This window comes from Teredinibacter turnerae T7901 (assembly GCF_000023025.1).
GTDB lineage: Bacteria > Pseudomonadota > Gammaproteobacteria > Pseudomonadales > Cellvibrionaceae > Teredinibacter > Teredinibacter turnerae_B.
The window spans coordinates 5148161-5169769 of record NC_012997.1 but is presented as its reverse complement, the minus strand read 5'-3'; the positions used below and the strand labels follow the sequence as shown (position 1 = coordinate 5169769).

The following is a 21609-nucleotide window of genomic DNA, read 5'->3' as shown; positions in this document are numbered from 1 at the left end:
CTATGGCGGAGCTTCGCTTGATGACCAATAGGCAAACACAATGGCATTAACCATACATTGCAATATCGTCAGCGCCGAGCAGGAAATCTTCTCTGGCCTGGTGGAGCTGCTGGTGGCTGCCGCGACCGAAGGTGATGTGGGCATCGGTTACGGTCACGCACCGTTTCTTTCCGCGCTCAAGCCTGGCCCGGTACGTGTGAAAAAACAGAGCGGGGACGAAGAAATTTTTTACGTTTCCGGGGGCTATCTCGAAGTTCAGCCAGAAAGCATCAATGTGCTGGCCGACACGGCCCTGCGCGCCGACGACATGGATGAAGCCTCCGCCGAAGCGGCCAAAAAAGAAGCCGAAGAAGCACTGGCCAGCCAGACTGGCGACGGCATAGACTACTCCAAAGCCGCCGCCCGCCTCGCCGAAGCTGCCGCGCAACTGCGCACGCTACAAGCAATTCGCAAGCGCGCACGTTAATTTCCCGCGCGCTATCCAACCTAAAAGGCAGCCCATTGGCTGCCTTTTTTATGCAACCTTTAGCAACATTCAATTTATCGGATTCACGTTTTCAACAGGCACCGTAAGCTAAATGCCTGACACATGCATAAAGGATCGTGCTACCCCGTGTACTTTTACACTCCCGCCAGGCTCTATTCTCTAATCTTGATAATTGCGTCAGCACTCGCCCTAGTGGCGTGCGGTGCGGACACCACTTCAGAGGGATCGCCTATGTTATTCATCAAAAATCCTCCGTCGGCTTCGCTGGAACAGTAATGAAGACGGAGTCGAGCAGGCGTTTTATTCGGACGAAAACGGGTACTTCGACCTGCCTGCGCACGAAGAGACGCTTGAGATTCCGGCTCTGGTGCAGTTCGTGGCGAAAACCGATTTGTATGCCATTGTCGATGGCGAACGCGATCAGTTCTGGTTTTCCAGCAAAATGGACAAGGGTATCGACAGCGAGTTTGAGCGGCGGCCAGCGGTTTGGTGTCTGAACTCGCAAATGACATGACACGGATCGAAAGTAGTGGTGGATTGTGCGGTTCTACGTGCAATTGGAACTAGTGCAATTGGAATCATATGCCGATAGTGGAGTGACGACCAACATGGATGTACAACCAGGAAGGTGTGTAAAACTGGCGCAGAGGGCCATTCGGCAGATTCACTAAGCTATTATTGATAGTGGTGGTCGGTTCTTGAACCGGCCATCACCTAGATACTTACACCGATTTACGCACTTTTTTGGACACCGAGCTTTCTTTTAGTTGTTTTACCAGCGCAATGCCCTCTTCCCCGCCATGTGCCACCAGGTAGCGTGCGAGCCAGATGGTGAGATTCACTTGATCGCGATTATCGGCAGTCATGCCGTACTGATTGAGTAGTGAAAAGGCCAATTCAGTGATTTGCGGGTTCACTATATTCTCTTGGACCAACTTTTTCGCGCCATTTGCCTGGAGCGGCAGGTAAGGCCCGGACAGCATGTTGTATACGCGCAGTGCCTGTAACTGCCCTGCAGGCGCCAGTTGCAAATTGCGGTTGAGTACCTTATTCCAGGTCACATAGACATGCAGGTTAGCGATGCCGATGCGCGTGTGCTGGAGTATTTTATCGTTTCTAGTGTCGTTAGCGATGGTTTGCATGAACGTCAGGTAGCGGTAATTGCCGCTAATTGCGAGAAATTTAATGAGCCAGGCCACTTCATCTACATCCTGCTTGTCGTTCATAGCGGGCAACCTTTTTTCGATTTCCTGCTGCAAAGGGTCGTAGATACGGGCGTCGGTTAAACCTGACCACTGCAATTGTTTATAGGCATCTCGCTGGGTCAGGTACACGCCCGATGCCATTTGCGCGGCGAAATAAGCAACAACTGTTTCGTAGTCGGTACCGCTTTGCGTGGTTATGCGTTGGCCTTCCGGTATATGGAAAGCTTCAACTACCTTGTGCACCCTGAGAGGACTTTCCGGGTTTGCCCGTGAGAGTCGAACTTCTCCAAGGTACGGATAGTTCAAGAATAATTCTTTGTAGCGTTGTTTTGCCAAGTCAGTCTTGGTAAGAAAGTGATCATACAGACCAAGAGTTGCGGGTGAACCCAGTTTAGCGAACACCGCTTCCAGATCGTCACCTACAGCGACACTTTCCAGAGCTGCGCCTGGTGCCGTTTGGCGTTGTGCTTTGAGCCAGTGGTGAATGTCGGCGAGATCGATGGATTCGGGCGAAAGTGTCGTGCCAAGCACCCGGGTATCGCCTTTGATACGGGCAATCGCGTGTTTCGAAAGATTTTTTAGGTGGCGTAGTTCGCTGTTTTGCAGAACATTTTGCAGAAACGGCAAATAGCGTGCGTTGTGGGTGCTTCCAATGCCGCGGGCAAGCGCATAGGTCATATTGAACCATTGCGGCAGGGTATGCTCGTAGTGTTGATACAACACCGCAGCGGCAACATCGCTGATGCGCTGATCAATTTGTTCTGCAAACTCCATCAGTTCACCTGCGAACGCCACCTCTCCAGGGTCATTGCTCAATAGCAGTTGGCCAATAACGAGGTTTTCGGCGCTTGGTGTATTTTGAGCCGCCTGAGCATGAGTGGCAGGCTTGTCGGCAGCGGCCACCTGGTAGGTCAGAAATAGGGTGGAAAATAAAATCAGGGTCGTAACCTGGCGGGCAAAATAGGTACTCAGCATGAGTTTTTATCACTTATCCATTTAAAAGTGACACCTTAATAAAACCAAAACGAACCAGCAATGAATTACCGACGGAAACTGGCCTGGTATTGGCGATGGTAATACTCAGGTCGACCAGTGGGCAGGGAAATGGCACCTATCTGGAAAGAGTCACATCTATCCCTTAAAATTGTTGTCCTAAGCCCTCTCCTATCTGTGTGACCGACTATTTCGACTTCCAACTTTCGCCACGACCGGCCTCTTTATGCTGCTGTGTTCGTGCTACTCGCGTGCCTTTGTTTCTCTGTAATGGCGGTGTGTGTTCGTAAAATCAGTACTCAGCTCCCTTTGGCAGAGCTGGGATTTTTCCGTTCTATTATTCCAACTATCATTGTTGCGGCCATGATAATGCAGTCACGCGGGGCCTTCTTCCCTGCGCCGCGCAAACCGCTTTTAATACGCGGCGTATTGGGGACAGGCGGCCTGTTGTGCTTTTTTCACGCGACACAACATTTGCCTTTATCCGTGTCCGGGATTTTGGTGTGGTGCACGCCGGTTGTGACCTATGTGGTCGCCCGCGTATTTTTGAAAGAACGTCTGGGCCTGGCGACCTTACTTTGGCTGGGTGTTGCCCTGTTCGGGCTGACCATTATTTTTACGCCAGTGTGGCTGAGTGAATTCAGTGGTGACGTCGCTGTTCACCGGTACAATCTGGCCGATTTTGGAATTGGATTGCTGGGAACCTTGTGCGCTGGCGCGGTATTTGTTGCTATTCGGTCGGCGGCGTCCAACCACAACAATAACAGTATCGTGCTCTCGTTTTCGGTAACCGCATCGCTCATTACTGGCGTTTGGATGGGGTTTTCTTACCAGCAGCCGACAGCCAATGAATGGGGAATCTTGTTGTTGATGGGGATCGCGGGAACCCTGGCCCAACTGGCACTCACCGAAGCTTACCGCAACGCACCGGCGGCACTGGTGAGCTCAATGAGCCTGATGCAGGCGCCGATTACCATTATTTGGGGCGTATTTCTCTTTGCTGAACAACTTTCCGGCTACCACTTACTGGGCATATTAGTGATGGGCGGCGGAGTTATCTTTGCGAGTATCGCCCATAGTCGCGGTTAGCAGCGACTACAATACCCCATACTTCAACTGTTTCGGAGTGCAGCCGTGATTGTCGCCATAATCTGTCCTGCTTTGCGTATCGGCCGATACCTGCTCCTTTTGGGGGTAATCTCATGGTTGCCCGCTAACGCCAATGACCATGAATTGGGCCGCCTTTATAAGACCCAGGAACACAAATCTGTGCAAGTGGGCGGAGAAGGTGTGGTGATCAAAATTCTTGACGATGATAATCTTGGCAGCAGACACCAGAGATTTATTGTGCGGTTGAAGAGCGGGCAGACGCTTCTGATTGCGCATAATATTGATCTGGCTCCTAGGATCACCGAGTTATCTGAAGGTGATGAGGTAGAGTTTTACGGTGAGTATGAGTGGAATATCAAGGGCGGAGTTATTCACTGGACTCATCGGGACCCTCGGGGAGCACATGTGGCTGGCTGGATTCGCCACGGGGGCATGACTTACCAGTGACCCGAACTATTTATTGCACTTCACTTGAAAACTCTAGTCCAACTATTAACCCGGCGGCTTTGTGCGAAAACCCTGGCTTTTTAGGGCTCGTATGAACTTTCAGTTCATGGCGGTGCGTCCCTGCACCGCCTATCAACCCGGCATAAACTGCCGCCGGGTTAATAGTATTAGCTTTATTTACAGCAACTGCTCCTCTCAATATTCCTCATCAATATCCAGCCAACTGGCTGTGTCATACCGTAAGCAAATGCTTGCCAAATAACCCCATAATTTTTTAATTTGCGCTGTAACGCGTTATGCACAATGCGACTAAATATGGTAATTTTCGTCGGCGTTTGGATCGCTCCAAACGTGGTACGACACTTAAAGGAAAAGATTCAGCTCAGGGAAGCGAAAGTTAAGATAATCTCGGTCCGCTTTAAACGTTGCTGTAGACGTTGTTATCGATATTGTTTATACGGTTGCAGTTTTCCAAGCATACGTATAAATATGCATTAATTTGCATAACCGAAGATTCGTAGATTGTTAAGGCTCCTTGTTTGCTGTTAAACCAATATTCAAGGAGCATGAGCATGGCGCTTTCACCACGTCATATTGACGATATCGGCGGTTATATCTACTTTTCCCCGCTCACCCGCGGCGCATCAGGTAAACCCGTAAAAATTCATACCAACCTGTTTGTTGATTTGTTTTGTGCAATAAATCCAAACACCAACGAAGGCCAAACCATAATCCGAGATATCGAGAGTCTGCGCGCGAAAATGGCGACCGATAGCCTGCCTAAGCCCGCGATGGGGCCATTGGACTGCCCCCGGGACTCTGCGCGACACCGTGAACAACTAAACCGGGCTCGCAAACTGCAACGCGCGATGATGGAAGACCAGCACATGCGGCGCGAACGTGTGCTTACCACCCGCAATGCGCGGATTTATTACCATATTAATCAGCAGCCTGGAGACAGGGTGCCGACGGTGTATATTTCGGAGGTGCAGGTGGTTGGTACATCGGATCACGAGGGAGGGCTATATGATAACCAAGGCGTGGGTCGTCGTAGTCGCTTCGAAAAATCCAGAGCTGTTGATATGAAAAATCGACACGTTTTTTTGACAGGATCCAGTAAAACGCCACGCGATGCCTTTGACGAAGCGACCTACAATACGAATCTCACTAATCCTGCAGTCTTTTTATATACCTCGAAATGTGGCTAATCAGTTTCGCATTGCCAAGGATAGCCGGCTTGGTAAAGAGGCTATCGCGCTGTCTAAAGAATTAGCTCGTTTATTAAGCGAGAATAAAAATAATAGGGTCGTATGGTATGTCGAAGGTAATGGCGCCGGTCTTTTACAACACGCGCTAAATTCGGTTTCAGCTTCACTCGAAAATCAGTCTTTTAAGTTTATTAATGCCAGGGGTAGGCTCGGGGATCTGTTACGAAAACTTAATAGCAAGAATGCAAAAATGGACGGTGAATTCATAGGGTACAACAGTGATAAAGGCGCCCTGCTTACCCTAACAATACACAAAACAGATATCTTGGAGCAGCTGGATAAACTACCGGTACCCTTTGGTTACGAGCGGATAACACGCAGGTATCTTAAAGAGCAGATTTCCGCGCTAGGAAGAACTGGAAACGCTTCGAGAGCGGCCGATCAGCCCAATATGTTGAGAGGAGCAGGTAAAACCATGGTAGAAGTGCTCATGCAAGTACATGGAGGTTGTTGATGGAACTACCTGAAGGTTTTGTTGGCCCCGTTTTTAGTGGAGGAGATTTCGTCACTTTTAGGTTTGACGATGCTGATCTAAGTTTTAGAGTATTAGCTTTACCCACGGAGGTAGGCAGAGCTAATAGAGTGTCTGTGAAAACTGATTTTACAGCTTTCGACCGAAATGAGTGGCGAGAGCGGGGTGAGATCGGACATCTTTCAAAATCACTCGTTGCACAAAGTTGGCAGGTTTATCACGAAGAGACTCACTTGAATACCGCCGATATGTTCTTTTCGGTAGAGGTGGTTCGTAATATCGAATCAGAAGTGAAGTCACTATTTAGTGTTGATTTTAATCAATTTTATAGTGTTACGTTGAGCGAAATATCCGAGTTGTACAGTGAGGATGTCTCATCAGATATTAGTTACTATCCAACGCTCGAAAATAACTTCCTTTTTCAAAAGATTGATGGATATAAAATTGGTGGAATTAGGGCAGAATTAATGGTGATAAAAGGTCAAAAACACCCCTCCACATGCGCATTTTTTTCATTAGGTCGAACTTACACTTTGGAAATAGAACTTTCGCTCTACCCATGGAAATACGAAGACATCGCCCAACAATACACCGATGAATTTCTGTTGAAATTTAAAGAGCAGCTTTTCGACGACTTCTTAGAGAATTTGACAATCGAATACTCAGCAGAAGCCAAAGCGATTATTGAGCAACTTGAAAAACCGTAGCTAGCTGATTCCAGCTAACAATTTTTCCGATAAAAATGCGTACCTCCCGCATCGGGGAGGTACGTTTGATTGGCTTTGTTTACGAGAGATCAGAGAGGTTGGCACCAAAGTTTATATGAAACGCTGTCCCTTCCAGCAGGACTGCTGGGACAGACTTGATTCCCGCTTCCTCCGCCTCTTTTATACGCGATTTGGAATCGCCTAAATGTACAATCTCCACATCGTAGCGTGTGGCATCAATGGCTTCGGCCAGTTTATCCTCAGCGGCGATACAGACCGGACAACCGGCATGGTAAAAAACGGCTTTTAATTTCATCATTGTTCTCCATAATTGTGGTTTGGAAGTCGCGTGCACAAGAGAACAATAGCGCTTTAGGCCCGGGCAGAATAGTCGGCACAAAACGGTGACCTAGGCACTTTTTGGTGTAAATTTATGAAAAATAACGAGAAAAAACAATCGGCTCGCACACCAACGGTTTACCGCAAGCTAGAGGATGTAGTGGGTTGTAAATGGTCAGTATCAGTTTTAGTTGCTGTCCGCCAAGGGGTGAATCGACCTGGTTTGTTAGAGCAAACTATCGAAGGCATTTCCAAAAAAGTACTCTCTGAGCGGCTTCGCAAACTAACGGCTTATGGACTACTCCGCAAGCAGGTTTACCCTGAGGTTCCCCCGCGAACCGAATACACCATGACGAAATCCGGCGAAAAACTGGCGCTAATTGTGGAGCAAATTCAATTGTTGGATGAACAACTTAGCGAATCCAAAACCAGCGAAAATAAAATAGGGTCCTAATGAGAAAACAGATTTTACTGTTAACAGCATTATTTACTTGCTTTTTTACGCTGCCGGGTTGCGATCTTAAAAGTGAAATACAGGCGGCGAGTACTGTTGCCGACAAAGATCGAGTTTGGGTGTTTGCGCAGTTTAATGTCGTCGAAGACGATAACGGAATGGACACCTATTACTATTACGGTAGCGTATCGCGTACTCTGTACGAGGCGATAGCATCCAATAGTTTGCAGCAGGGGTTTATCTTATTGAAACATGTGAAATATTGGGATGACGATATTATTCACAAGTTTGCAGACGCCGAAAGCACCGGTGAACTGGTTTTTCGTATCGAGCATATTGTAAAAATTGAGCGGATCAACTCTGAGCCGATTGCAGGTTTAGGTATGGAGCAATACGATACTGCAGAAGAAAGCAAAGCAATAAATTCCACCACGGCGGAAGACTTGCCCAAAGGGCGTACAGGCGCAGAACAATAGGTAAGTGGCGGAATTTACATTAGTGCTAAACAGTAGATTAGTAGGTGCTATATGGAATAGGGTGTAATCCAATACAAAAAATATTCGGCACGCAGCTTTCTATCCTAGTGGTAATTTATGAACTATGTCTTATTTTTTAAGCGGCACTTGTACTAAAGTGCTTCGCAGCAAGCTGAGCGAAAAAGATAATCAATAAAACACGCCACTTGCCGTCTGTTGAAGTTATTTTTTAGGTCGAGAAGGCAGTATTCCCGCCGTGTTTTTGGTTGGGAATAAGCAAGAGATGCCGAAATTTTCGGTAATCGCAAAAGTAATATCGACCTATAAAATTCACCCTTCAGGAGGCGATATGTTATCTCGTCATTTCCCCTTTTATCGTGTTAAAACTCTTTTCTTTACGCTTACGCTGACTGGTACTGCGGTGCTTAGCAACGCGCAGGAACTCATCTGGTCTGATGAATTTAATCAGGGCAGCCTCAACTCGCAAACCTGGAATATTGAAACCGGTACCGGTATAAACGGCAACTGGGGTACAGGCCAGTTGGACCGGGCAACTGATCGCCCGGAAAATATTCATTTTTTAAATAACGTTGCGGGTGCAGATGGTGGCGTGCTTGCCATTACCACCCGCAACGAATTCTATATCGACCGCGACTACACCAGCGGCCGCATTAACACTCAAGGCAAGGTCGCGTTTGGCCCTGGTACAAAATTGTCGGCACGTGTATGGCCCCGCGACGTGCGCTATCAGGGCCAGGGCTTTGCGTTTTGGTTAATGCCCAACGAAATCCCACCGGGCTTCGATTATTTGATGTGGCCACAGGGTGGCGAGATCGACATTATGGAGTATGTTGGTTCGATCCCGTTTCATAATCTCGGCACTGTTCACTACGCGTGGTTCTGGGAAGATAATCTCTATCAGGACTGGAATCACGGCCACCAGGGCGGTTACTACAGTTTTAAGGATCAACAGGTACCAGACGAGCCAGAATGGCTGAGTATCGATCTTGGCCAGAGCTATAGCGTCAACCAGGTGCAATTGCATTGGGAGGGCGCGTTCGGAAAGTCCTATTTGATTCAAATGTCGAACGACGGCGCCAACTGGCAAACCATTTATGACACGACATCGGGTGATGGCGGCCTGGACGTTATAAACGCGGCAGGCAGTGGTCGCTATATTCGCATGTATGGCACCGAGCGCGGCACGGATTGGAGCTATTCCCTGTTTGAAATGGAGGTCTATGCTAATGGTGTCAACGTGGCTCTCGGCAAGCCGACCACAGCTTCCAGCCTGCAGGCGAGCGATCTGTCGGCCGGGCTGGCGGTGGACGGCGAATACAGCACGCGCTGGAGCAGTGCGTTGCGCAACCCTGGCTATGGCAACTACCCGCCCCTGGCTGGCGACCCCAACGCAGGCAGCACCGGGTTTCACACCTACAGCCTTAGCTGGTATTCGGACCGGCTGGAGTGGGATATCGACGGTAATGTATATCATGTTCATTACCTGAACGACGGTGGCGCATTTGCTGTAGATGGTAACGGCGAGTCTGCGACACGGGTGATTGATGGGCGCCGGGTGCACGTTTCTGAATACTCCCATTACTTCGCGGAATGGTTTCCGTTCGAACACGAGTTTTACATTATTCTAAGCGCCGGCGTCGGCGGACCCTCTGGTTACACCTACGGTGGTGGGATTGTACCGGAAGCACAATTCCCGGTATCGACACTTGTTGATTGGGTGCGGGTTTACAATCTACCGGGTTATGACAACCCAGGCCCTACTCCTCCGCTCACGCCTGAGCCGGGTGGCAACCTTGCTGCAGGCAAACCCGCGGTGAGTTCATCTGCGGAAAATCCCGATTTAACGGCAGCCCGCGCGTTCGACAGTGATCCGGGAACCCGGTGGGCAAGCACGGCCAGCGACGATGAGTGGATCTACGTGGATCTGGGCCGCGTTTATGATATTGAGCGCGTCGAATTGAACTGGGAAACCGCTTTCGGCCAAGCATATCGTATTGAAGTTTCTGATGATGCCAGCGTGTGGTCGACGGTGTACAGCACAAGCGCAAGCGATGGCGGCATCGACAGTATCAGTCTGAGCACCAGCGGTCGCTATGTTCGCTTATACGGCCAGGCACGGGCCACCGGCTGGGGTTACTCGTTGTGGGAATTTGAGGTCTACGGTTCGGCTGGCAACGGCGGCAATAACACTACCGACTATGCACTTAACCAACCGGTGACAGTGTCGAGTGCCGAAGGTGACTACTGGTTTGGCCGTTATGCGGTAGATGGCGACCCTAACACCCGTTGGGCGAGCGACTTCAGCGATGATCAATGGATATATGTGGATCTTGGCAGCGCGAAATCCCTGTCTAAAGTGGTACTTAATTGGGAAGCCGCCTACGCGACTGAATATCAGCTTCAAATCAGCGACAACGCAACCACCTGGACAACCGTCGCCAATGTTAAGGGCATTGGCGGAGAAGAGGTGATTAACATTAATGGCTCTGGCCGCTATGTGCGAATGCTCGGTGTTGAACGAGCAACGGGGTATGGCTATTCAATTTGGAATTTTGAAGTTTACTAAGCAGTTCTCGCTAGCATTGTGAGAAAGGGCTGGCTGTTGCTGGCCCTTTTTTTATCAGCGAAGCCAGGGAAATAGCGCGATTGCTGGAAGAGTGCGCAGCTATTCAATAGGTAGGGTCGGCTTTTTAAACGCCGGTTTATATAGGGTAGGTTTCCCCGGGTTTTAATTGTGCTCTCAACTCTGACTCGCTAACAGGTCCTGTGATGGACTCTTTAATTACTTCGCCTGAATGCCAATAGTTTGATAGTGTGTAGTAAATATTACTTCCCATTTGTTCGGCGATATTTGAATACTCAACGTACTGCTTCCAGTAAGATGAGTCTATTTCATGCCACCAATCCCAGCCGATACCATCCATATCTTTGGAAATTCCGCGTAGATTACCTGCAGCGGAACGCATTGTGCTGGTTTTACCGCGCAATAGATTATCTTTGGCTTCGCGCGCATTTTGTTGCATTCCTTTGAAGTTAGGTATAACTCTTTCTCGCCATTGCTCAACCTGCATATTCGGAATAGCGCAGGAGGCGTTATTTTGCAATAGATCTTCAAACACAGAAAAGGCGTTAATTGCGACTTCCAGACCGCGAATATAGTAGTCGGCAAAAGCGTTCATATATGCATCGCTACCGAACAACCGGAGCAATAATTCTTCTCTTGTAACGGCGCTCATAATTTTGCATCTTCCCATTTGGTATGTTTTTTAGGGAGAGGAGAAATCGAATCTCGCGCGAGGAAAAGCTGTTCGTCTCCTCCCTCCAAGTAAAACTCTTTGTTGTTGTGCTGCAGATACTCCTGCCCTGCTGTTCTACCTTTCCATACTTTAAGGCCTTCACCTTCGGGAACGGTGTATTCGGTGAAATAACCATTGTCGTTCCATGAATCTTTGACGGCGTAATTGCTGCGCCATTCCGCTTTGCCTGCCGGAAGTGCGAGTGCCCAATATGAACCGGCCAGCGCTGCTTTCTCATCTACTATCCGATAGATTTTTGTGCCTGGCGAAAGTACCACAGGCTCAGCTGTTAAGAAATTTTTATAGTCGCCTGCAAATTTTCCGGGGTCGAATTCGAAATCCAAATCGGGAAATCCCTCCTCAACTAACTGGTTGTGATTCGCAGGAAGTGCTTTTAACCCTATATACTCCCTTGGCATTACGCCTTCTTTAGCACCCAAGGGTTTGCCGTCAGTCTGTAACGTGTAAGGGTCTCTTGTTGCACCATCCGTATGTTCGCGTTTATATACGGTCGCCGAGGTTGTTGGTTCGGGTCCGAGCGGAACTTCCCGGTTGCCGGGGATTTCGGCTGCGGTACTGACGTCTGCTACACCGGATTTAGTGCTCGGTGGTGTGGACGATGGTCAATTCTCCAGACTGAGGCTTCGCCGCTGAGCAATGCTTTAACTAGCATTTCTTGTGTTTGGGTTGGGTCTCGAAGAGTGGTGTTCTGCGGGTGCGAAATGTCTAAACCCGTATCGCGCAGCGCCTGTTCTAGTTGCTCCTGTCTAAGTACGCCGACGTACTTTTCAGCGTCTGTCCGTTTCTTTATCGCTATATTTTCGGCTCCCGACATGCTCCGCGCCTGTGTGCCCTGTGCCGAAAAAACCAGTGCTTTACCCTGGTCTACCGGGATAGGGGTGGCGTCTATCAAGTTGGGTAATTTGAAAAACCGGATTAGCCCGTGGCTGAACAAAGACGCTGCTCTGGCGAGCACAGATTGGTGCGGATTTGAGGTTTCCAGTCCGTTTAAGAGCCTGCGCCATTGGTGATCAGCGAGACCCAAGCCGGCGATGAACTGCAGGGCCAGTTCGTGGTTACGGATTACGCATGCCACTAGGCTGTGATTGCTCGGCTGGTTGTGCCCAATTATAAGTTCGTACGCCTGACCAAAGGCGTCGTAAACGATTGGGTTGTTGTGGTCCATTCAACAAATTCCATTACTTTAATTCTGAGGCAAAATTTCGCCCGTTTGGTGAAGATGGTTAGGGCATGCCTGTGCACGCGCACAGAGATTTATGTTACTTCTCTATAAAGTATAAAGGTGTGGCGCTTTTCGCAAAGCTTGCTTAGCTTAACTCCCATTAGCTTGGCAATGCGTACCGACAAGCGAACGGGTGGTGTAGCTAAGCACCGGCATTGTTCGAAGTGGGAGTGATTCACTAAGTGGGCTTGCCGGGCTAATGTGACTATAAGAAGTAACAAGGGCAAGAAGTAAAAAGGGCAGAAAATCCGCCCCATAGATATTGTTGTTTGGATTTCTCCATTGCCTCTAGCGTTAACAGACTCTCGACCTATAGCTCGACGTAGAGAAAGTCGTAGCCCAGCCAGATAAACAGGCTGCATAGCACCAGGGTAACCAGCATCGCCGGGGTCCCTTTTTTGAACCAGATGCCGGGAGTGATGGCCAGTTCCGGGTTGCCGGTTTCGCGGGCGAGGCGCTCGGAAATGGTGACAATATAGACGTTGGCGGTGGAGCCGATATGCGAGCCATTGCCCCCCATGCCGACACCCATTGCCAGCGCCCACCACATGACACTGACGTTGACACCGTCGTGCTGCAAGCCCACCAGAACCGGGATCATCGCTGCGGTAAATGGAATATTGTCGATTAATGCAGAGAGTATGGCCGCGACCCATAGCAGCAGCAGCGCCGCGGCGAGTGGGTGCTCTACAATGACCGGGCGAAAGGCTTCACCTACCAATTCCAACAGGCCGGAATGCTCTACTCCGCCGATGAGAATAAACAGCGAAATGAAAAACATCAGCAATGGTGTTTCCACCTGTGCAGTCACATGTTCCAACTCGACTTTGCGCGACATAAATACCAGCATGGTCAGGCAGAGGGCGGCAACCATCCAGGGCTCCCAACCGAGTTGGTGGTGATAGACAAACAGCACCACCATAATTCCCATGATTACCAGCGCCTTTTGCCACAGACGGCGATTTTTGTATGCGACGACGTGATCGAAAGTGTGCTCGACCCGGGCTTCCAGATTTTTCTTAAACAAAAATTTAAGCGCTATCAAAATGCCCAGCCAGGCGATGAGGACCGGTGGGCCCATGTGGATAAAAAACGTATTGAAATCGATACCTGCGGCGGAACCGATCATCAAATTAGGTGGATCGCCAACCAGGGTCGCCACACCTCCGGTGTCTGATAATAGGGCCGCTGCCAGCAGATAGGGTATGGGCGATACGCCCATGGAGCGACAGATTAAGATAATCAACGGGCCGAAAATAATCACGGTGGTGACGTTATCCAGCAGCAGCGAGATCACTGTGACCGCGGTGCCCAGCAATACCAGCAAGCGAAACTGCGAGCCGCCGCTGAGCCGTGCGAGCATTTGCGCCAGGTGTTCAAACCCGCCAGTACTGATCATGATCGAGACAATAATCATCATAATCGCAAGCAGAAACACCACGTTCCAATCGATAGCTTCCAGCGCCAGCTCCGGCGTGTAAAACCCGTAGTACTGCCCAAGAAGAATAATCGCGCCTGCACCAGCCATGGCGAATTTGGCACGTTCCACTCCGTGAAAGTGTTCCGTGAAAATACCGATAAATGTAATACAGAGGATCGCGCCCGCGTAGATCATCGGGCTGGTGAGTTCTTCGAGCATGAAATATCTCCGACAACTGTGTTAAAGCGACCTAATCAAGCGGCTGGCTACTCTGCGGTCTGGCCCACAAGCGTAGCCAGTGGCGTCGTTTTCAGCGAGTGCAGCTTGATTATAAGGTTAAGTAATACACTACCTGCGCTCTATAAACAGAGAAATCTAAAAAAAACCTGCCCAGCATCAAGTGATGTGCATTAACAGCAAGTTGGACGCTAACGCTGGAGACACATCAGAATGCTTTTTATCACTCAATGATCTTTAAACCGCAGACCACCGATTGCTAGGTTGATGTAGTTGTGCCGCGTAATTGGGCCTCGGAGAGTGGGGATTGTTTGCTCAAGTGGGTCTGGCCCCAGCGCACCAGTTCCGCCATCACCGGGCGCAACGTCTGGCCGAATTCTGTCAGTTCGTATTTGTACCGGGGAGGCTTTGCCTGGTATTGGTTGCGCTGGATAAGGCCGAGCCCTTCTAACCGTTTAAGTCGGTCGGTGAGGATGTTGGTGGAAATTTTTTCAGGCGAGGTGAGAAAGTCGTTGAACACCGATTTTTGAAAGAACATCAGGTCGCGCAGAATGACCAGCGACCACCGGTCCCCCACAATGTCCAGCGCGCACGCCAGGGGACAGGGGGAGCGGAAAAAATCGTCTTCAGTCAGGTTTGGCAGTTCAGTCATAACCAAAATCCTAACATAAAATAGTAACTTGCATAATAAAAGTAACTAGCCTAGCATACGCTTGCAATTTGCAAGTGAGTTTGTTTTCGCTGTTGTACCACTTTAATGGCTTTCTAAAAGGAGCACCACAATGTACCGGATTCGAGGATTTAATTTCGCAGCCAACACCGCCAAAACTGCTTATGTGGCACAAGCGTTGGGCGTGGATTATGACTATGTAGAAATGATCGCAGCCAAAGGCGAACTGAAAACGCCCGAGCATTTCAAACGCCACCCGCTGGGTAAGGTACCGACGCTCGAGCACGACGATAAAGCGATTTTTGAATCCAACACTATCTGCAAATATATGGCGCAGGTGGAGGGCAGCGAATTGCTACCCACCTCGGCTTATGAAGGTGCGCTGGTGGATCAGTGGTTAAATTTTTTCACCAACCATCTGGGCCGCTGGTTCACTGTGTGTTTTTTCGAAAAGCACATTCGTGCACTGGTGGGCGGCGGCGATCCGAACGAAGCCAACCTGGAAGAAGCAAATGGCTTTATTCTGCAAATGCTGCCCGCCATCGAGAAACATTTGCAGGCGCAGCCCTATTTTGCCGGACAAAACCTGAGTGTTGCGGACTATGTGGCGTTTGCGTATTTTGAGGCGGGCGAACAGAGTGATATCAGTTTTGCCGACTACCCGGCAGTGGAGAGTTGGTACCGCGGAATGCAATCACGAGAAGAGATTGCGCTAGCGAAGAAAAAAATGGGTATTACCGGAGCTTAATACCTTTCCAAGAAGCCGCGCCGGAGTGATCTCCGGGCGGTTCTACCCTGTTACCCGCCCCTACTTTATAAGCAGCTAATCGCTTGTTTATCCGTGCTCGCCAAACGCTTATTTTGCGCCCATTGCAGCTTCTGCTTCCAGTCGATAAGGGCCTTTAGGCAAATCAGCTGCTACAGTCCGGGTGGTGGCCTGGCGGGACAGCTCATAGGTGTTGTCTTGCAAAGAGTTAGCAATTTGGCTCACCACCGCAGAGAGTATCGCTCCGGCAATGCCGCCGCCCTGTTGGTTGGAGTTGGAGTTGGAGTCGGAACCGCTGACTCTGGCTTTCCAAATTTCCGTGCCTGTTGCTGTATCCACCATGGTTAGTGTGGCGCGTACGACGGTCACAGAAGAAACCAGCTGAAATTTTTGTCCCCAGTCGTCAATAGATACGTACAGTACGGCATCGGCGCCGATGTGCTGTTGAATTTTATCCAATGCGATACCGTTCATTTCTGCGGGCGTCGGCAAGCCATTTTCTTTCAGGAAATTATCAATGACGGCCACCGGGAACACATAGTAGCCCTTCTCCGCTAACGGTCGGCTCAGGGTGCTCATAAAGGTGTAGCTGGCGTTGACGTCGACTGAGTTATTCATCGGCGGAATCACCAGAATCGAGCGGGGTGCGTAGGTATATATTAGAGAATTCTCTTTTTGCGGGGCGGTGTCACAACCGCTCAGCAGCAAGGTGGCTGCAAGGCAGATTAAAACGATGACTTTGTTCATTGCGCGGCCCTCTCCTCTCGCATCTGCTTCGCGCGCTCCAGCATGCCGTCGATAAACACGGTCGATTCCGGAAAGCGGGCTTTTTCCTCCATTAGCATTTGTTCGGCTGCAGACTGATTACCCACCATGGCGTACATCATGCCGAGTTGGGCATAGACGCCTGGAGCAACGGCTTTGCCTTCGGTTTGCGCCCGGTCGATGACCTTGCTAAGCCTTTCAATCTGCTCGGCAGGCGTTGCATTACCCGGCTTTTTGTAGGAGAGGTAAATGAGGTCTTCGTAATCGCCCCAGTAGTAAAGCTGGCCCGGACCGCGAGTTGCGGTGCAGGCCGAAAGTGCGGCCAACAACAGGCCGCTGATAAAGAGCTTTTGCATAATCCGTTAGTCTTTGACGCTAGAAAAATGTGCGTGACTGTTGATTGATGGCGAGTAACTGCAACGCTTTGCTGTCGAGGTCTTTGACCATATTGTTGACCGCTTCGGTAATCGCCAGATTGAGCACCTTGCCATTTAAGGTGGAATCGTAACCGGCGTTGCTGCCGAAGCCGAGTACTTCGCGCTCGCTCAATGAGTATTCGCCAGCGCCCTGTACGGAGTAAACAATTTCCGAGGACACAACATCAACAACATTCAGCATGACCTTGGCGTAGGCGATTTGTGTTTTACCCGCGCCAAACACGCCGAAAAATTGCTGGTCGCCAACGGATTTACGACCAAATTCAGTGACTGCGCCGGTTACCGCATAGCGCGCGCCCTTCAGAGCTTGCTGGTTGCCGCGCGTGCTGGCTTCGAACTGCAGCTCGTCCAGGTTTTCACGGTCGACGAGTTTAAAGCGGTTGGTTTGCTGCAGGTGCGTCAGCAAAATGGTTTTGGCCTGGCTGCTGAGCTGATCTTTGCCGCTGGAAAACAGGCCACGCATATAGTCGGAGCGGTTTTCAAATTTGGCGACAGTCAGGGTGGTTTTTTCGCCGTTGTAAACCGTGCCGTAGCTTTGAACTTTGGCTGTTTCCAACGTTTTGTGGGATTCAGTGGTGCTGCAGCCAGCGGCGCTTAACAACACGCCGATCAAGAGCAGGCGCAGGGTTGTGGCTGAAGTCATGGTGGTGCTCCTTAATTGTCGATTTCGCAGACCACGCACTCTAGCAAGCCGAACCTGAACCACGGGTAACGGTTTGTTAACGGGTTACGCCGTATTTTGGCGCATTGAATGGAGAACAAGCGAGCAGATGCCCGGCGTGGCCGGGCGGATGATATGTTTATTCGACGGCTGTTGCCAACTTCGCGAGGTAGTGAATATTCACCAGTTGATTCAGTTCAGGTAAGCACGAACCGCAGTTTGTGCCACAACGTAATTTTTCCCCCAGCGCTGCGCTGCTGTGTGCGCCCTCGGCAATCGCCTTTACGATCGCCTTTTCGCCGACCTGATAGCAGGAGCACACGATTCGCCCTTCGTCTTCGACATCACTGCCGCCGTGTCCGGCCAGCACGGCAAAGCGCTGGTTGAGGTCGCAGGGCTGACCCAGTTGATCGTCCAGCCAACGGTGCTCGGCGACGTCTTTACCGTCGCGTGAGACATGGAGTGCTACCACCAGCGCACCGTTCACAAATCCGGCGCCGGTGTAAAACGCGCGTGCAGAATCGCGGATTTCCACCCAGTCGTTTACTTGCGGGTAGGCGCTGCGCAGCCACTTCGCCCAGTCGCACTCGGCATTGTGGGCGAGGCGGTACTTAAAGCCTGTGGCCAGCAATATTTTGCACCAGTAATCGCTGGCCGGGGCGAGATCCTGGGTGGTGTGCAAATAACCTTGCCAGACGGGTTTGTAGGCGCTCACTTTGACGGGAGAATGTTTGAATTCAGGTTGCCCGCAAATAGGATCGGTAATCGCATTGACCAGGGCGTCGGCTCGGCTACTACTGGCAAAGCGGTCGTTCCAGTGGATGGGCACAAACACTTCGCCGCGACGCTGGCCGTCGTTCAGCTTTATCCGGCCCAGGTAGCGGGCACCGAGGTTTTCGAGCACCGCCAGTTCGCCCTCGCTCAGGCCAAGTTGTTTGGCATCCGCCGGATGGATATCCACACCCGGCTCATCCATATGGCTCATTAAATGCGGTGCGTTGCCGGTGCGGCTCATGGTGTGCCACTGATCGCGAATACGACCGGTGTTCATGATCATTTGGCCGTTATTGGGCGGCTTTTTGGGGAAGCGCGCGGTAACTGAAATCAGCCGTGCCCGTTTACTCGGTGTGAAAAACCGGCCGTCGCTGAACATCCGCTTGGTGCCGTTGGGCGCGGCGGCATTGACAGGCCACTGGACAGGGGCAAGCTGGTTGTAATCTGCTTTGCTGATGGTGGCGAAAGCCGAGATGTCGAAATCGCGCTCGCCATTGTTTTCAAAGGCCGACAAAGCTGAGTGCTCGCGGAAAATATCCACCGGGTGCTGGTAGTCAAAACCCTGCTCAAAGCCCAGTTTACGTGCGAAGCGGCAGAGAATATCCCAGTCGTTAAGCGCTTCACCGGGCGCAGGTACCAGCCCCTTTTGCAGCGAGATGCATCGCTCAGAGTTGGTAACTGTGCCGTGTTTTTCGCTCCATGTGGTCGCGGGTAGCAACACATTGGCGAGTTTGGCGGTGTCGGTGTTGGCAATACATTCGTTCACCACCACCAGTTCGCAGCGCTCGAGCGCCTCGCGCACAAAATTCGCGTCCGGCATGCTTACCACCGGATTGGTCGCCATTATCCATACGGCTTTAATTTCGCCGCGGTGGATGGCTTCGAACATGTCGACCGCTTTTAAGCCTTCGTGCTGCGCCATATTGGGCGCATGCCAAAAGCGCGCGACCTTGTCTATATGGGCGGGGTTATCGAAACCCATGTGTGCCGCGAGCTGGTTGGCGAGCCCGCCGACTTCGCGGCCACCCATGGCGTTGGGCTGACCGGTGATGGAAAAGGGGGTAGCGCCGGGTTTGCCAATTTTACCGCTGGCCAGGTGGCAGTTGATAATACTGCTACCCTTATCGACCCCGGAAGACGACTGGTTTATGCCCTGCGAGAACACCGTAACCGCCTTTGGTGTAGCGCAGAAAAGCTGATAAAACCGCTCGAGATCGGCAGCGGGGACATCGCAAATAGTAGCCGCCTGGGCCACGCTGGGAACCTGAGCACGGGCGGTTGCGAGTGCCGCGTCCAAGCCCTCGCAGCTGCTGTTGATAAAGTCCTGATCCAAGCCGTCGTGGTCCGCCAAATAGCTGAGCAGGCCATTAAACAGAAAGGCATCAGCGCCGGGGCGCAGAGCTAAATGCAAATCGGCAATATCGCAGGTGGCAGTGCGGCGCGGGTCGATAACCACCACTTTCATTTTGGGTCGTTCGGCCTTGGCTTTAACAATGCGCTGGAACACCACCGGGTGGGCATAGGCGGTGTTGGAACCGACCAGCACCAGCAGGTCGGTTGTTTCCAGATCTTCGTAACAGCCCGGTACTGTGTCGTAGCCAAAGGCTTTTTTATGGGCGACAGTCGCGGCCGCCATACACAGGCGTGAATTTGTATCCACATTGGCAGTGCCAATAAAGCCTTTCATCAGCTTGTTGGCGACATAATAATCTTCGGTAAGCAACTGGCCGGAGAGGTAAAACGCCACCGCGTTAGGGCCGTGTTCATCGATGATGCGGCGGAAGCCGTTCGCGGTGTGCTCGAGTGCGGCGTCCCAAGTGGAGCGTACACCGTTAACCATCGGGTGCAGCAGGCGATCTGGCGACTGACTGGTTTGGTGCAGTGCCGTACCCTTAACACAGAGCCGGCCCAGGTTTGCCGGGTGGTTGCGATCACCGCTCACAGCAATCACCGTGCTGTGACTCACTTGCGCGTTTACACCGCAGCCTACACCGCAGTAACAACAGGTGGTTTTATGCTGGCTGGCGGCAGGCTGCACCGCGATTAAGGAGTCGTCTGTCATGGGATTGCCGCCGCCTGAGGGAGTTGCACGGGAGTAGATTCGGTTAAAAAGCTTTTGCCGAGAGTGAGTGTGGACACCTGCACAGGTAGTGTTTGCGCAGCGGATAGCCATTCAAAATAGGTATTGCCGTCGCGGGTGTCACCGAATAAGACCACGCCTACCAGCGTATTCTCGTGCAACAGAAGTTTACGATACACCTGATGGCGGCAGTCGTGTAGGACTATCTCGCGATGTTCCGGCCGTGTGATGTACTCCCCGGCGGAATAAAGCTGCACCCCGGACACCTTGAGTTTGGTGGCGACCTGGGGATTGCGAAACGGTGTGAGGCGGTTACCGCAGAGGCGATCTGCGAGGGTGACGCACTGATGCCAAATAGGCTCTACCAGACCAAAAGTCTCGCCCTCGAACTCACAGCATTCGCCCAGCGCACTGATGTTTGCCGCAGAGGTTTGCATGAGGGCGTCGACCTGGACGCCGCGGCCGCAGGCAATATCACTGTCCTGCCCCAGCTCACGGTTGGGGGTAATGCCGGTGGCGATAATTGCCAGATCGCAGTCCAGTTCGCGGCCGTCATTGAGAACGACTTTATTGACCGCGCCTGTATGGTCACCCTCGAAGCTGGCGACCTCGGCACTCAGCGCGAAAGCAACACCCTTGGCGGCCATCACCGACTGCAGCATAGCACCAGCGGTCGCGTCCAGCTGGCGGTTTAAGGGCCAGCCACTGCGGTGTACCACGGTGACGGCGACGCCTTTTAGGGCCAGCCCATACGCCGCTTCCAGGCCTAACAGCCCGCCGCCAATCACCACGGCGTTGGCGGCATTGCGCGCGGCTGAAGTGATGGTATCGACATCCACCAAGGTGCGGAAGCTGAAGATATTTTCGAGGGTCTGGTTTTTGGCCGGAATCGCGGCCGGGCGCGAGCCGGTGGCGATAACCAGCTGGTCGAACGCCAGTCGCTGGCCATCGTCCAGGGTAATAATCTGCTTATCTTTGTCGATCTGAGTACCGCGCTTGCCTGCGATAAACCTGATTCCCTGCGCCGCAAACCAAGCGGGGCTTTTATGAATAATGGTGGCGCGCTCGGTTTCGCCTGCCAGCACAGGTGACAGCATGATGCGGTTGTAACTGCCTTCGGGTTCATCGCCAATTACGGTGATACGAAACTGGCCACAGCCGCGCTTGAGTAGCTCGTCGAGGAGCCGCCCGGTCGCCATACCATTGCCAACAATAACCAGCTCAAGTCGAGTGTCTTGTCGTTGTGAATGTCGTTGTGAATTTTCCATCTATGCGTATTCT

23 protein-coding genes are annotated in these 21609 nt (G+C 51.4%); 11 read left to right on the top strand and 12 right to left on the bottom strand.

The window, feature by feature from the left end; genetic code table 11:
- The first annotated feature begins 40 nt into the window (after positions 1-40).
- Together TERTU_RS20910 and TERTU_RS20905 are read left to right on the top strand one after the other, a co-directional pair.
- Positions 41-466: a F0F1 ATP synthase subunit epsilon gene (locus TERTU_RS20910; RefSeq protein ID WP_015817728.1), complete on the top strand. Its 426-nt coding sequence runs from the start codon at positions 41-43 to the stop codon at positions 464-466.
- Between the two features lie 223 nt (positions 467-689).
- Positions 690-1001: a DUF6795 domain-containing protein gene (locus tag TERTU_RS20905; RefSeq protein ID WP_015817074.1), complete on the top strand. Its 312-nt coding sequence runs from the start codon at positions 690-692 to the stop codon at positions 999-1001.
- A gap of 208 nt (positions 1002-1209) precedes the next feature.
- Here TERTU_RS20905 and TERTU_RS20900 read toward each other — a convergent pair whose 3' ends face one another.
- Positions 1210-2667 (bottom strand): hypothetical protein, encoded by a 1458-nt coding sequence (locus TERTU_RS20900; protein WP_015817861.1) that lies wholly within the window; start codon positions 2665-2667, stop codon positions 1210-1212.
- A 252-nt stretch (positions 2668-2919) separates the two neighbouring features.
- Between TERTU_RS20900 and TERTU_RS20895 the strand changes: the two genes are divergently transcribed.
- The 5 genes from TERTU_RS20895 (at position 2920) to TERTU_RS20880 (ending at position 6689) form a co-directional block, all read left to right on the top strand.
- Complete coding sequence (locus tag TERTU_RS20895) at positions 2920-3774, top strand: DMT family transporter (protein ID WP_015819551.1); 855 nt, start codon at positions 2920-2922, stop codon at positions 3772-3774.
- Between the two features lie 45 nt (positions 3775-3819).
- Positions 3820-4242 carry a DUF3465 domain-containing protein gene (locus TERTU_RS20890; protein ID WP_015819103.1) on the top strand — a complete coding sequence of 141 codons (423 nt, stop codon included), beginning with the start codon at positions 3820-3822 and terminating at the stop codon, positions 4240-4242.
- Between the two features lie 572 nt (positions 4243-4814).
- Entirely contained in the window at positions 4815-5450 is a 636-nt protein-coding gene (locus TERTU_RS22315; protein WP_015818328.1) for a hypothetical protein, read from the top strand.
- The gene (locus tag TERTU_RS22310) at positions 5443-5964 is read left to right on the top strand and encodes a hypothetical protein (protein WP_228378217.1); all 522 of its coding nucleotides are present in this window, start codon (positions 5443-5445) and stop codon (positions 5962-5964) included. The genes TERTU_RS22315 and TERTU_RS22310 overlap by 8 nt, the downstream gene beginning before the upstream one ends.
- Positions 5964-6689, top strand: a complete 726-nt coding sequence (locus TERTU_RS20880) for a hypothetical protein (RefSeq protein ID WP_015818541.1) — start codon at positions 5964-5966, stop codon at positions 6687-6689. Before TERTU_RS22310 ends, TERTU_RS20880 begins: the two co-directional genes overlap by 1 nt.
- Before the next feature lie 79 nt (positions 6690-6768).
- Here TERTU_RS20880 and TERTU_RS20875 read toward each other — a convergent pair whose 3' ends face one another.
- Positions 6769-7005, bottom strand: a complete 237-nt coding sequence (locus TERTU_RS20875; RefSeq protein WP_041590377.1) for a thioredoxin domain-containing protein — start codon at positions 7003-7005, stop codon at positions 6769-6771.
- A 117-nt stretch (positions 7006-7122) separates the two neighbouring features.
- On the opposite strand from TERTU_RS20875, the gene TERTU_RS20870 reads away from it, so the two are divergent.
- The 3 genes from TERTU_RS20870 to TERTU_RS20860 all read left to right on the top strand — a co-directional run bounded on the left by TERTU_RS20870 (position 7123) and on the right by TERTU_RS20860 (position 10545).
- On the top strand, positions 7123-7482 hold the full coding sequence (locus TERTU_RS20870; protein WP_015819217.1) for a winged helix-turn-helix transcriptional regulator: 360 nt from the start codon (positions 7123-7125) through the stop codon (positions 7480-7482).
- On the top strand, positions 7482-7958 hold the full coding sequence (locus TERTU_RS20865; RefSeq protein ID WP_015818655.1) for a hypothetical protein: 477 nt from the start codon (positions 7482-7484) through the stop codon (positions 7956-7958). The genes TERTU_RS20870 and TERTU_RS20865 overlap by 1 nt, the downstream gene beginning before the upstream one ends.
- A gap of 349 nt (positions 7959-8307) precedes the next feature.
- A complete protein-coding gene (locus TERTU_RS20860; RefSeq protein ID WP_228378216.1) occupies positions 8308-10545 on the top strand; it encodes a galactose-binding domain-containing protein in 2238 nt (745 codons plus the stop codon).
- Between the two features lie 136 nt (positions 10546-10681).
- On the opposite strand, the gene TERTU_RS20855 is transcribed toward TERTU_RS20860, so the two are convergent.
- The 5 genes from TERTU_RS20855 to TERTU_RS20835 form a co-directional block, all read right to left on the bottom strand.
- Positions 10682-11215: a hypothetical protein gene (locus tag TERTU_RS20855; RefSeq protein WP_015819455.1), complete on the bottom strand. Its 534-nt coding sequence runs from the start codon at positions 11213-11215 to the stop codon at positions 10682-10684.
- On the bottom strand, positions 11212-11715 hold the full coding sequence (locus TERTU_RS22305) for a hypothetical protein (protein WP_015820528.1): 504 nt from the start codon (positions 11713-11715) through the stop codon (positions 11212-11214). Before TERTU_RS22305 ends, TERTU_RS20855 begins: the two co-directional genes overlap by 4 nt.
- A 146-nt stretch (positions 11716-11861) precedes the next feature.
- Positions 11862-12461 (bottom strand): hypothetical protein, encoded by a 600-nt coding sequence (locus TERTU_RS22300; protein WP_015816891.1) that lies wholly within the window; start codon positions 12459-12461, stop codon positions 11862-11864.
- Positions 12462-12828: 367 nt separating this feature from the next.
- Positions 12829-14157, bottom strand: a complete 1329-nt coding sequence (locus TERTU_RS20840) for an ArsB/NhaD family transporter (RefSeq protein ID WP_015817534.1) — start codon at positions 14155-14157, stop codon at positions 12829-12831.
- A gap of 277 nt (positions 14158-14434) precedes the next feature.
- Positions 14435-14827 carry a winged helix-turn-helix transcriptional regulator gene (locus TERTU_RS20835; protein ID WP_015817602.1) on the bottom strand — a complete coding sequence of 131 codons (393 nt, stop codon included), beginning with the start codon at positions 14825-14827 and terminating at the stop codon, positions 14435-14437.
- A gap of 130 nt (positions 14828-14957) precedes the next feature.
- Here TERTU_RS20835 and TERTU_RS20830 point away from each other — a divergent pair, with 130 nt between their 5' ends.
- Positions 14958-15593 (top strand): glutathione S-transferase family protein, encoded by a 636-nt coding sequence (locus TERTU_RS20830; RefSeq protein WP_015819627.1) that lies wholly within the window; start codon positions 14958-14960, stop codon positions 15591-15593.
- Positions 15594-15701: 108 nt separating this feature from the next.
- Here TERTU_RS20830 and TERTU_RS20825 read toward each other — a convergent pair whose 3' ends face one another.
- The 5 genes from TERTU_RS20825 to TERTU_RS20805 all read right to left on the bottom strand — a co-directional run bounded on the left by TERTU_RS20825 (position 15702) and on the right by TERTU_RS20805 (position 21596).
- Positions 15702-16358: a DUF799 domain-containing protein gene (locus tag TERTU_RS20825; protein ID WP_015819034.1), complete on the bottom strand. Its 657-nt coding sequence runs from the start codon at positions 16356-16358 to the stop codon at positions 15702-15704.
- Positions 16355-16732, bottom strand: a complete 378-nt coding sequence (locus TERTU_RS20820; protein WP_015818084.1) for a DUF4810 domain-containing protein — start codon at positions 16730-16732, stop codon at positions 16355-16357. The genes TERTU_RS20825 and TERTU_RS20820 overlap by 4 nt, the downstream gene beginning before the upstream one ends.
- A gap of 19 nt (positions 16733-16751) precedes the next feature.
- On the bottom strand, positions 16752-17456 hold the full coding sequence (locus TERTU_RS20815; RefSeq protein ID WP_015819398.1) for a CsgG/HfaB family protein: 705 nt from the start codon (positions 17454-17456) through the stop codon (positions 16752-16754).
- 157 nt (positions 17457-17613) lie between these two features.
- Entirely contained in the window at positions 17614-20310 is a 2697-nt protein-coding gene (locus tag TERTU_RS20810; RefSeq protein ID WP_015818242.1) for a nitrate reductase, read from the bottom strand.
- Positions 20307-21596, bottom strand: coding sequence for an NAD(P)/FAD-dependent oxidoreductase (locus TERTU_RS20805; protein WP_015818842.1), 1290 nt, complete (start codon positions 21594-21596; stop codon positions 20307-20309). The genes TERTU_RS20810 and TERTU_RS20805 overlap by 4 nt, the downstream gene beginning before the upstream one ends.
- Positions 21597-21609: the final 13 nt, after the last annotated feature.

Bases quoted from the DNA above. Each gene is read 5' to 3' on its own strand.
- TERTU_RS20910 (WP_015817728.1), top strand. From the start codon at position 41: ATGGCATTAACCATACATTGCAATATCGTCAGCGCCGAGCAGGAAATC.
- TERTU_RS20900 (WP_015817861.1), bottom strand. From the start codon at position 2,667: ATGCTGAGTACCTATTTTGCCCGCCAGGTTACGACCCTGATTTTATTT.
- TERTU_RS22315 (WP_015818328.1), top strand. From the start codon at position 4,815: ATGGCGCTTTCACCACGTCATATTGACGATATCGGCGGTTATATCTAC.
- TERTU_RS20880 (WP_015818541.1), top strand. From the start codon at position 5,964: ATGGAACTACCTGAAGGTTTTGTTGGCCCCGTTTTTAGTGGAGGAGAT.
- TERTU_RS20875 (WP_041590377.1), bottom strand. From the start codon at position 7,005: ATGAAATTAAAAGCCGTTTTTTACCATGCCGGTTGTCCGGTCTGTATC.
- TERTU_RS20870 (WP_015819217.1), top strand. From the start codon at position 7,123: ATGAAAAATAACGAGAAAAAACAATCGGCTCGCACACCAACGGTTTAC.
- TERTU_RS20865 (WP_015818655.1), top strand. From the start codon at position 7,482: ATGAGAAAACAGATTTTACTGTTAACAGCATTATTTACTTGCTTTTTT.
- TERTU_RS20860 (WP_228378216.1), top strand. From the start codon at position 8,308: ATGTTATCTCGTCATTTCCCCTTTTATCGTGTTAAAACTCTTTTCTTT.
- TERTU_RS20855 (WP_015819455.1), bottom strand. From the start codon at position 11,215: ATGAGCGCCGTTACAAGAGAAGAATTATTGCTCCGGTTGTTCGGTAGC.
- TERTU_RS22300 (WP_015816891.1), bottom strand. From the start codon at position 12,461: ATGGACCACAACAACCCAATCGTTTACGACGCCTTTGGTCAGGCGTAC.
- TERTU_RS20840 (WP_015817534.1), bottom strand. From the start codon at position 14,157: ATGCTCGAAGAACTCACCAGCCCGATGATCTACGCGGGCGCGATCCTC.
- TERTU_RS20835 (WP_015817602.1), bottom strand. From the start codon at position 14,827: ATGACTGAACTGCCAAACCTGACTGAAGACGATTTTTTCCGCTCCCCC.
- TERTU_RS20830 (WP_015819627.1), top strand. From the start codon at position 14,958: ATGTACCGGATTCGAGGATTTAATTTCGCAGCCAACACCGCCAAAACT.
- TERTU_RS20825 (WP_015819034.1), bottom strand. From the start codon at position 16,358: ATGAACAAAGTCATCGTTTTAATCTGCCTTGCAGCCACCTTGCTGCTG.
- TERTU_RS20820 (WP_015818084.1), bottom strand. From the start codon at position 16,732: ATGCAAAAGCTCTTTATCAGCGGCCTGTTGTTGGCCGCACTTTCGGCC.
- TERTU_RS20815 (WP_015819398.1), bottom strand. From the start codon at position 17,456: ATGACTTCAGCCACAACCCTGCGCCTGCTCTTGATCGGCGTGTTGTTA.
- TERTU_RS20810 (WP_015818242.1), bottom strand. From the start codon at position 20,310: ATGACAGACGACTCCTTAATCGCGGTGCAGCCTGCCGCCAGCCAGCAT.
- TERTU_RS20805 (WP_015818842.1), bottom strand. From the start codon at position 21,596: ATGGAAAATTCACAACGACATTCACAACGACAAGACACTCGACTTGAG.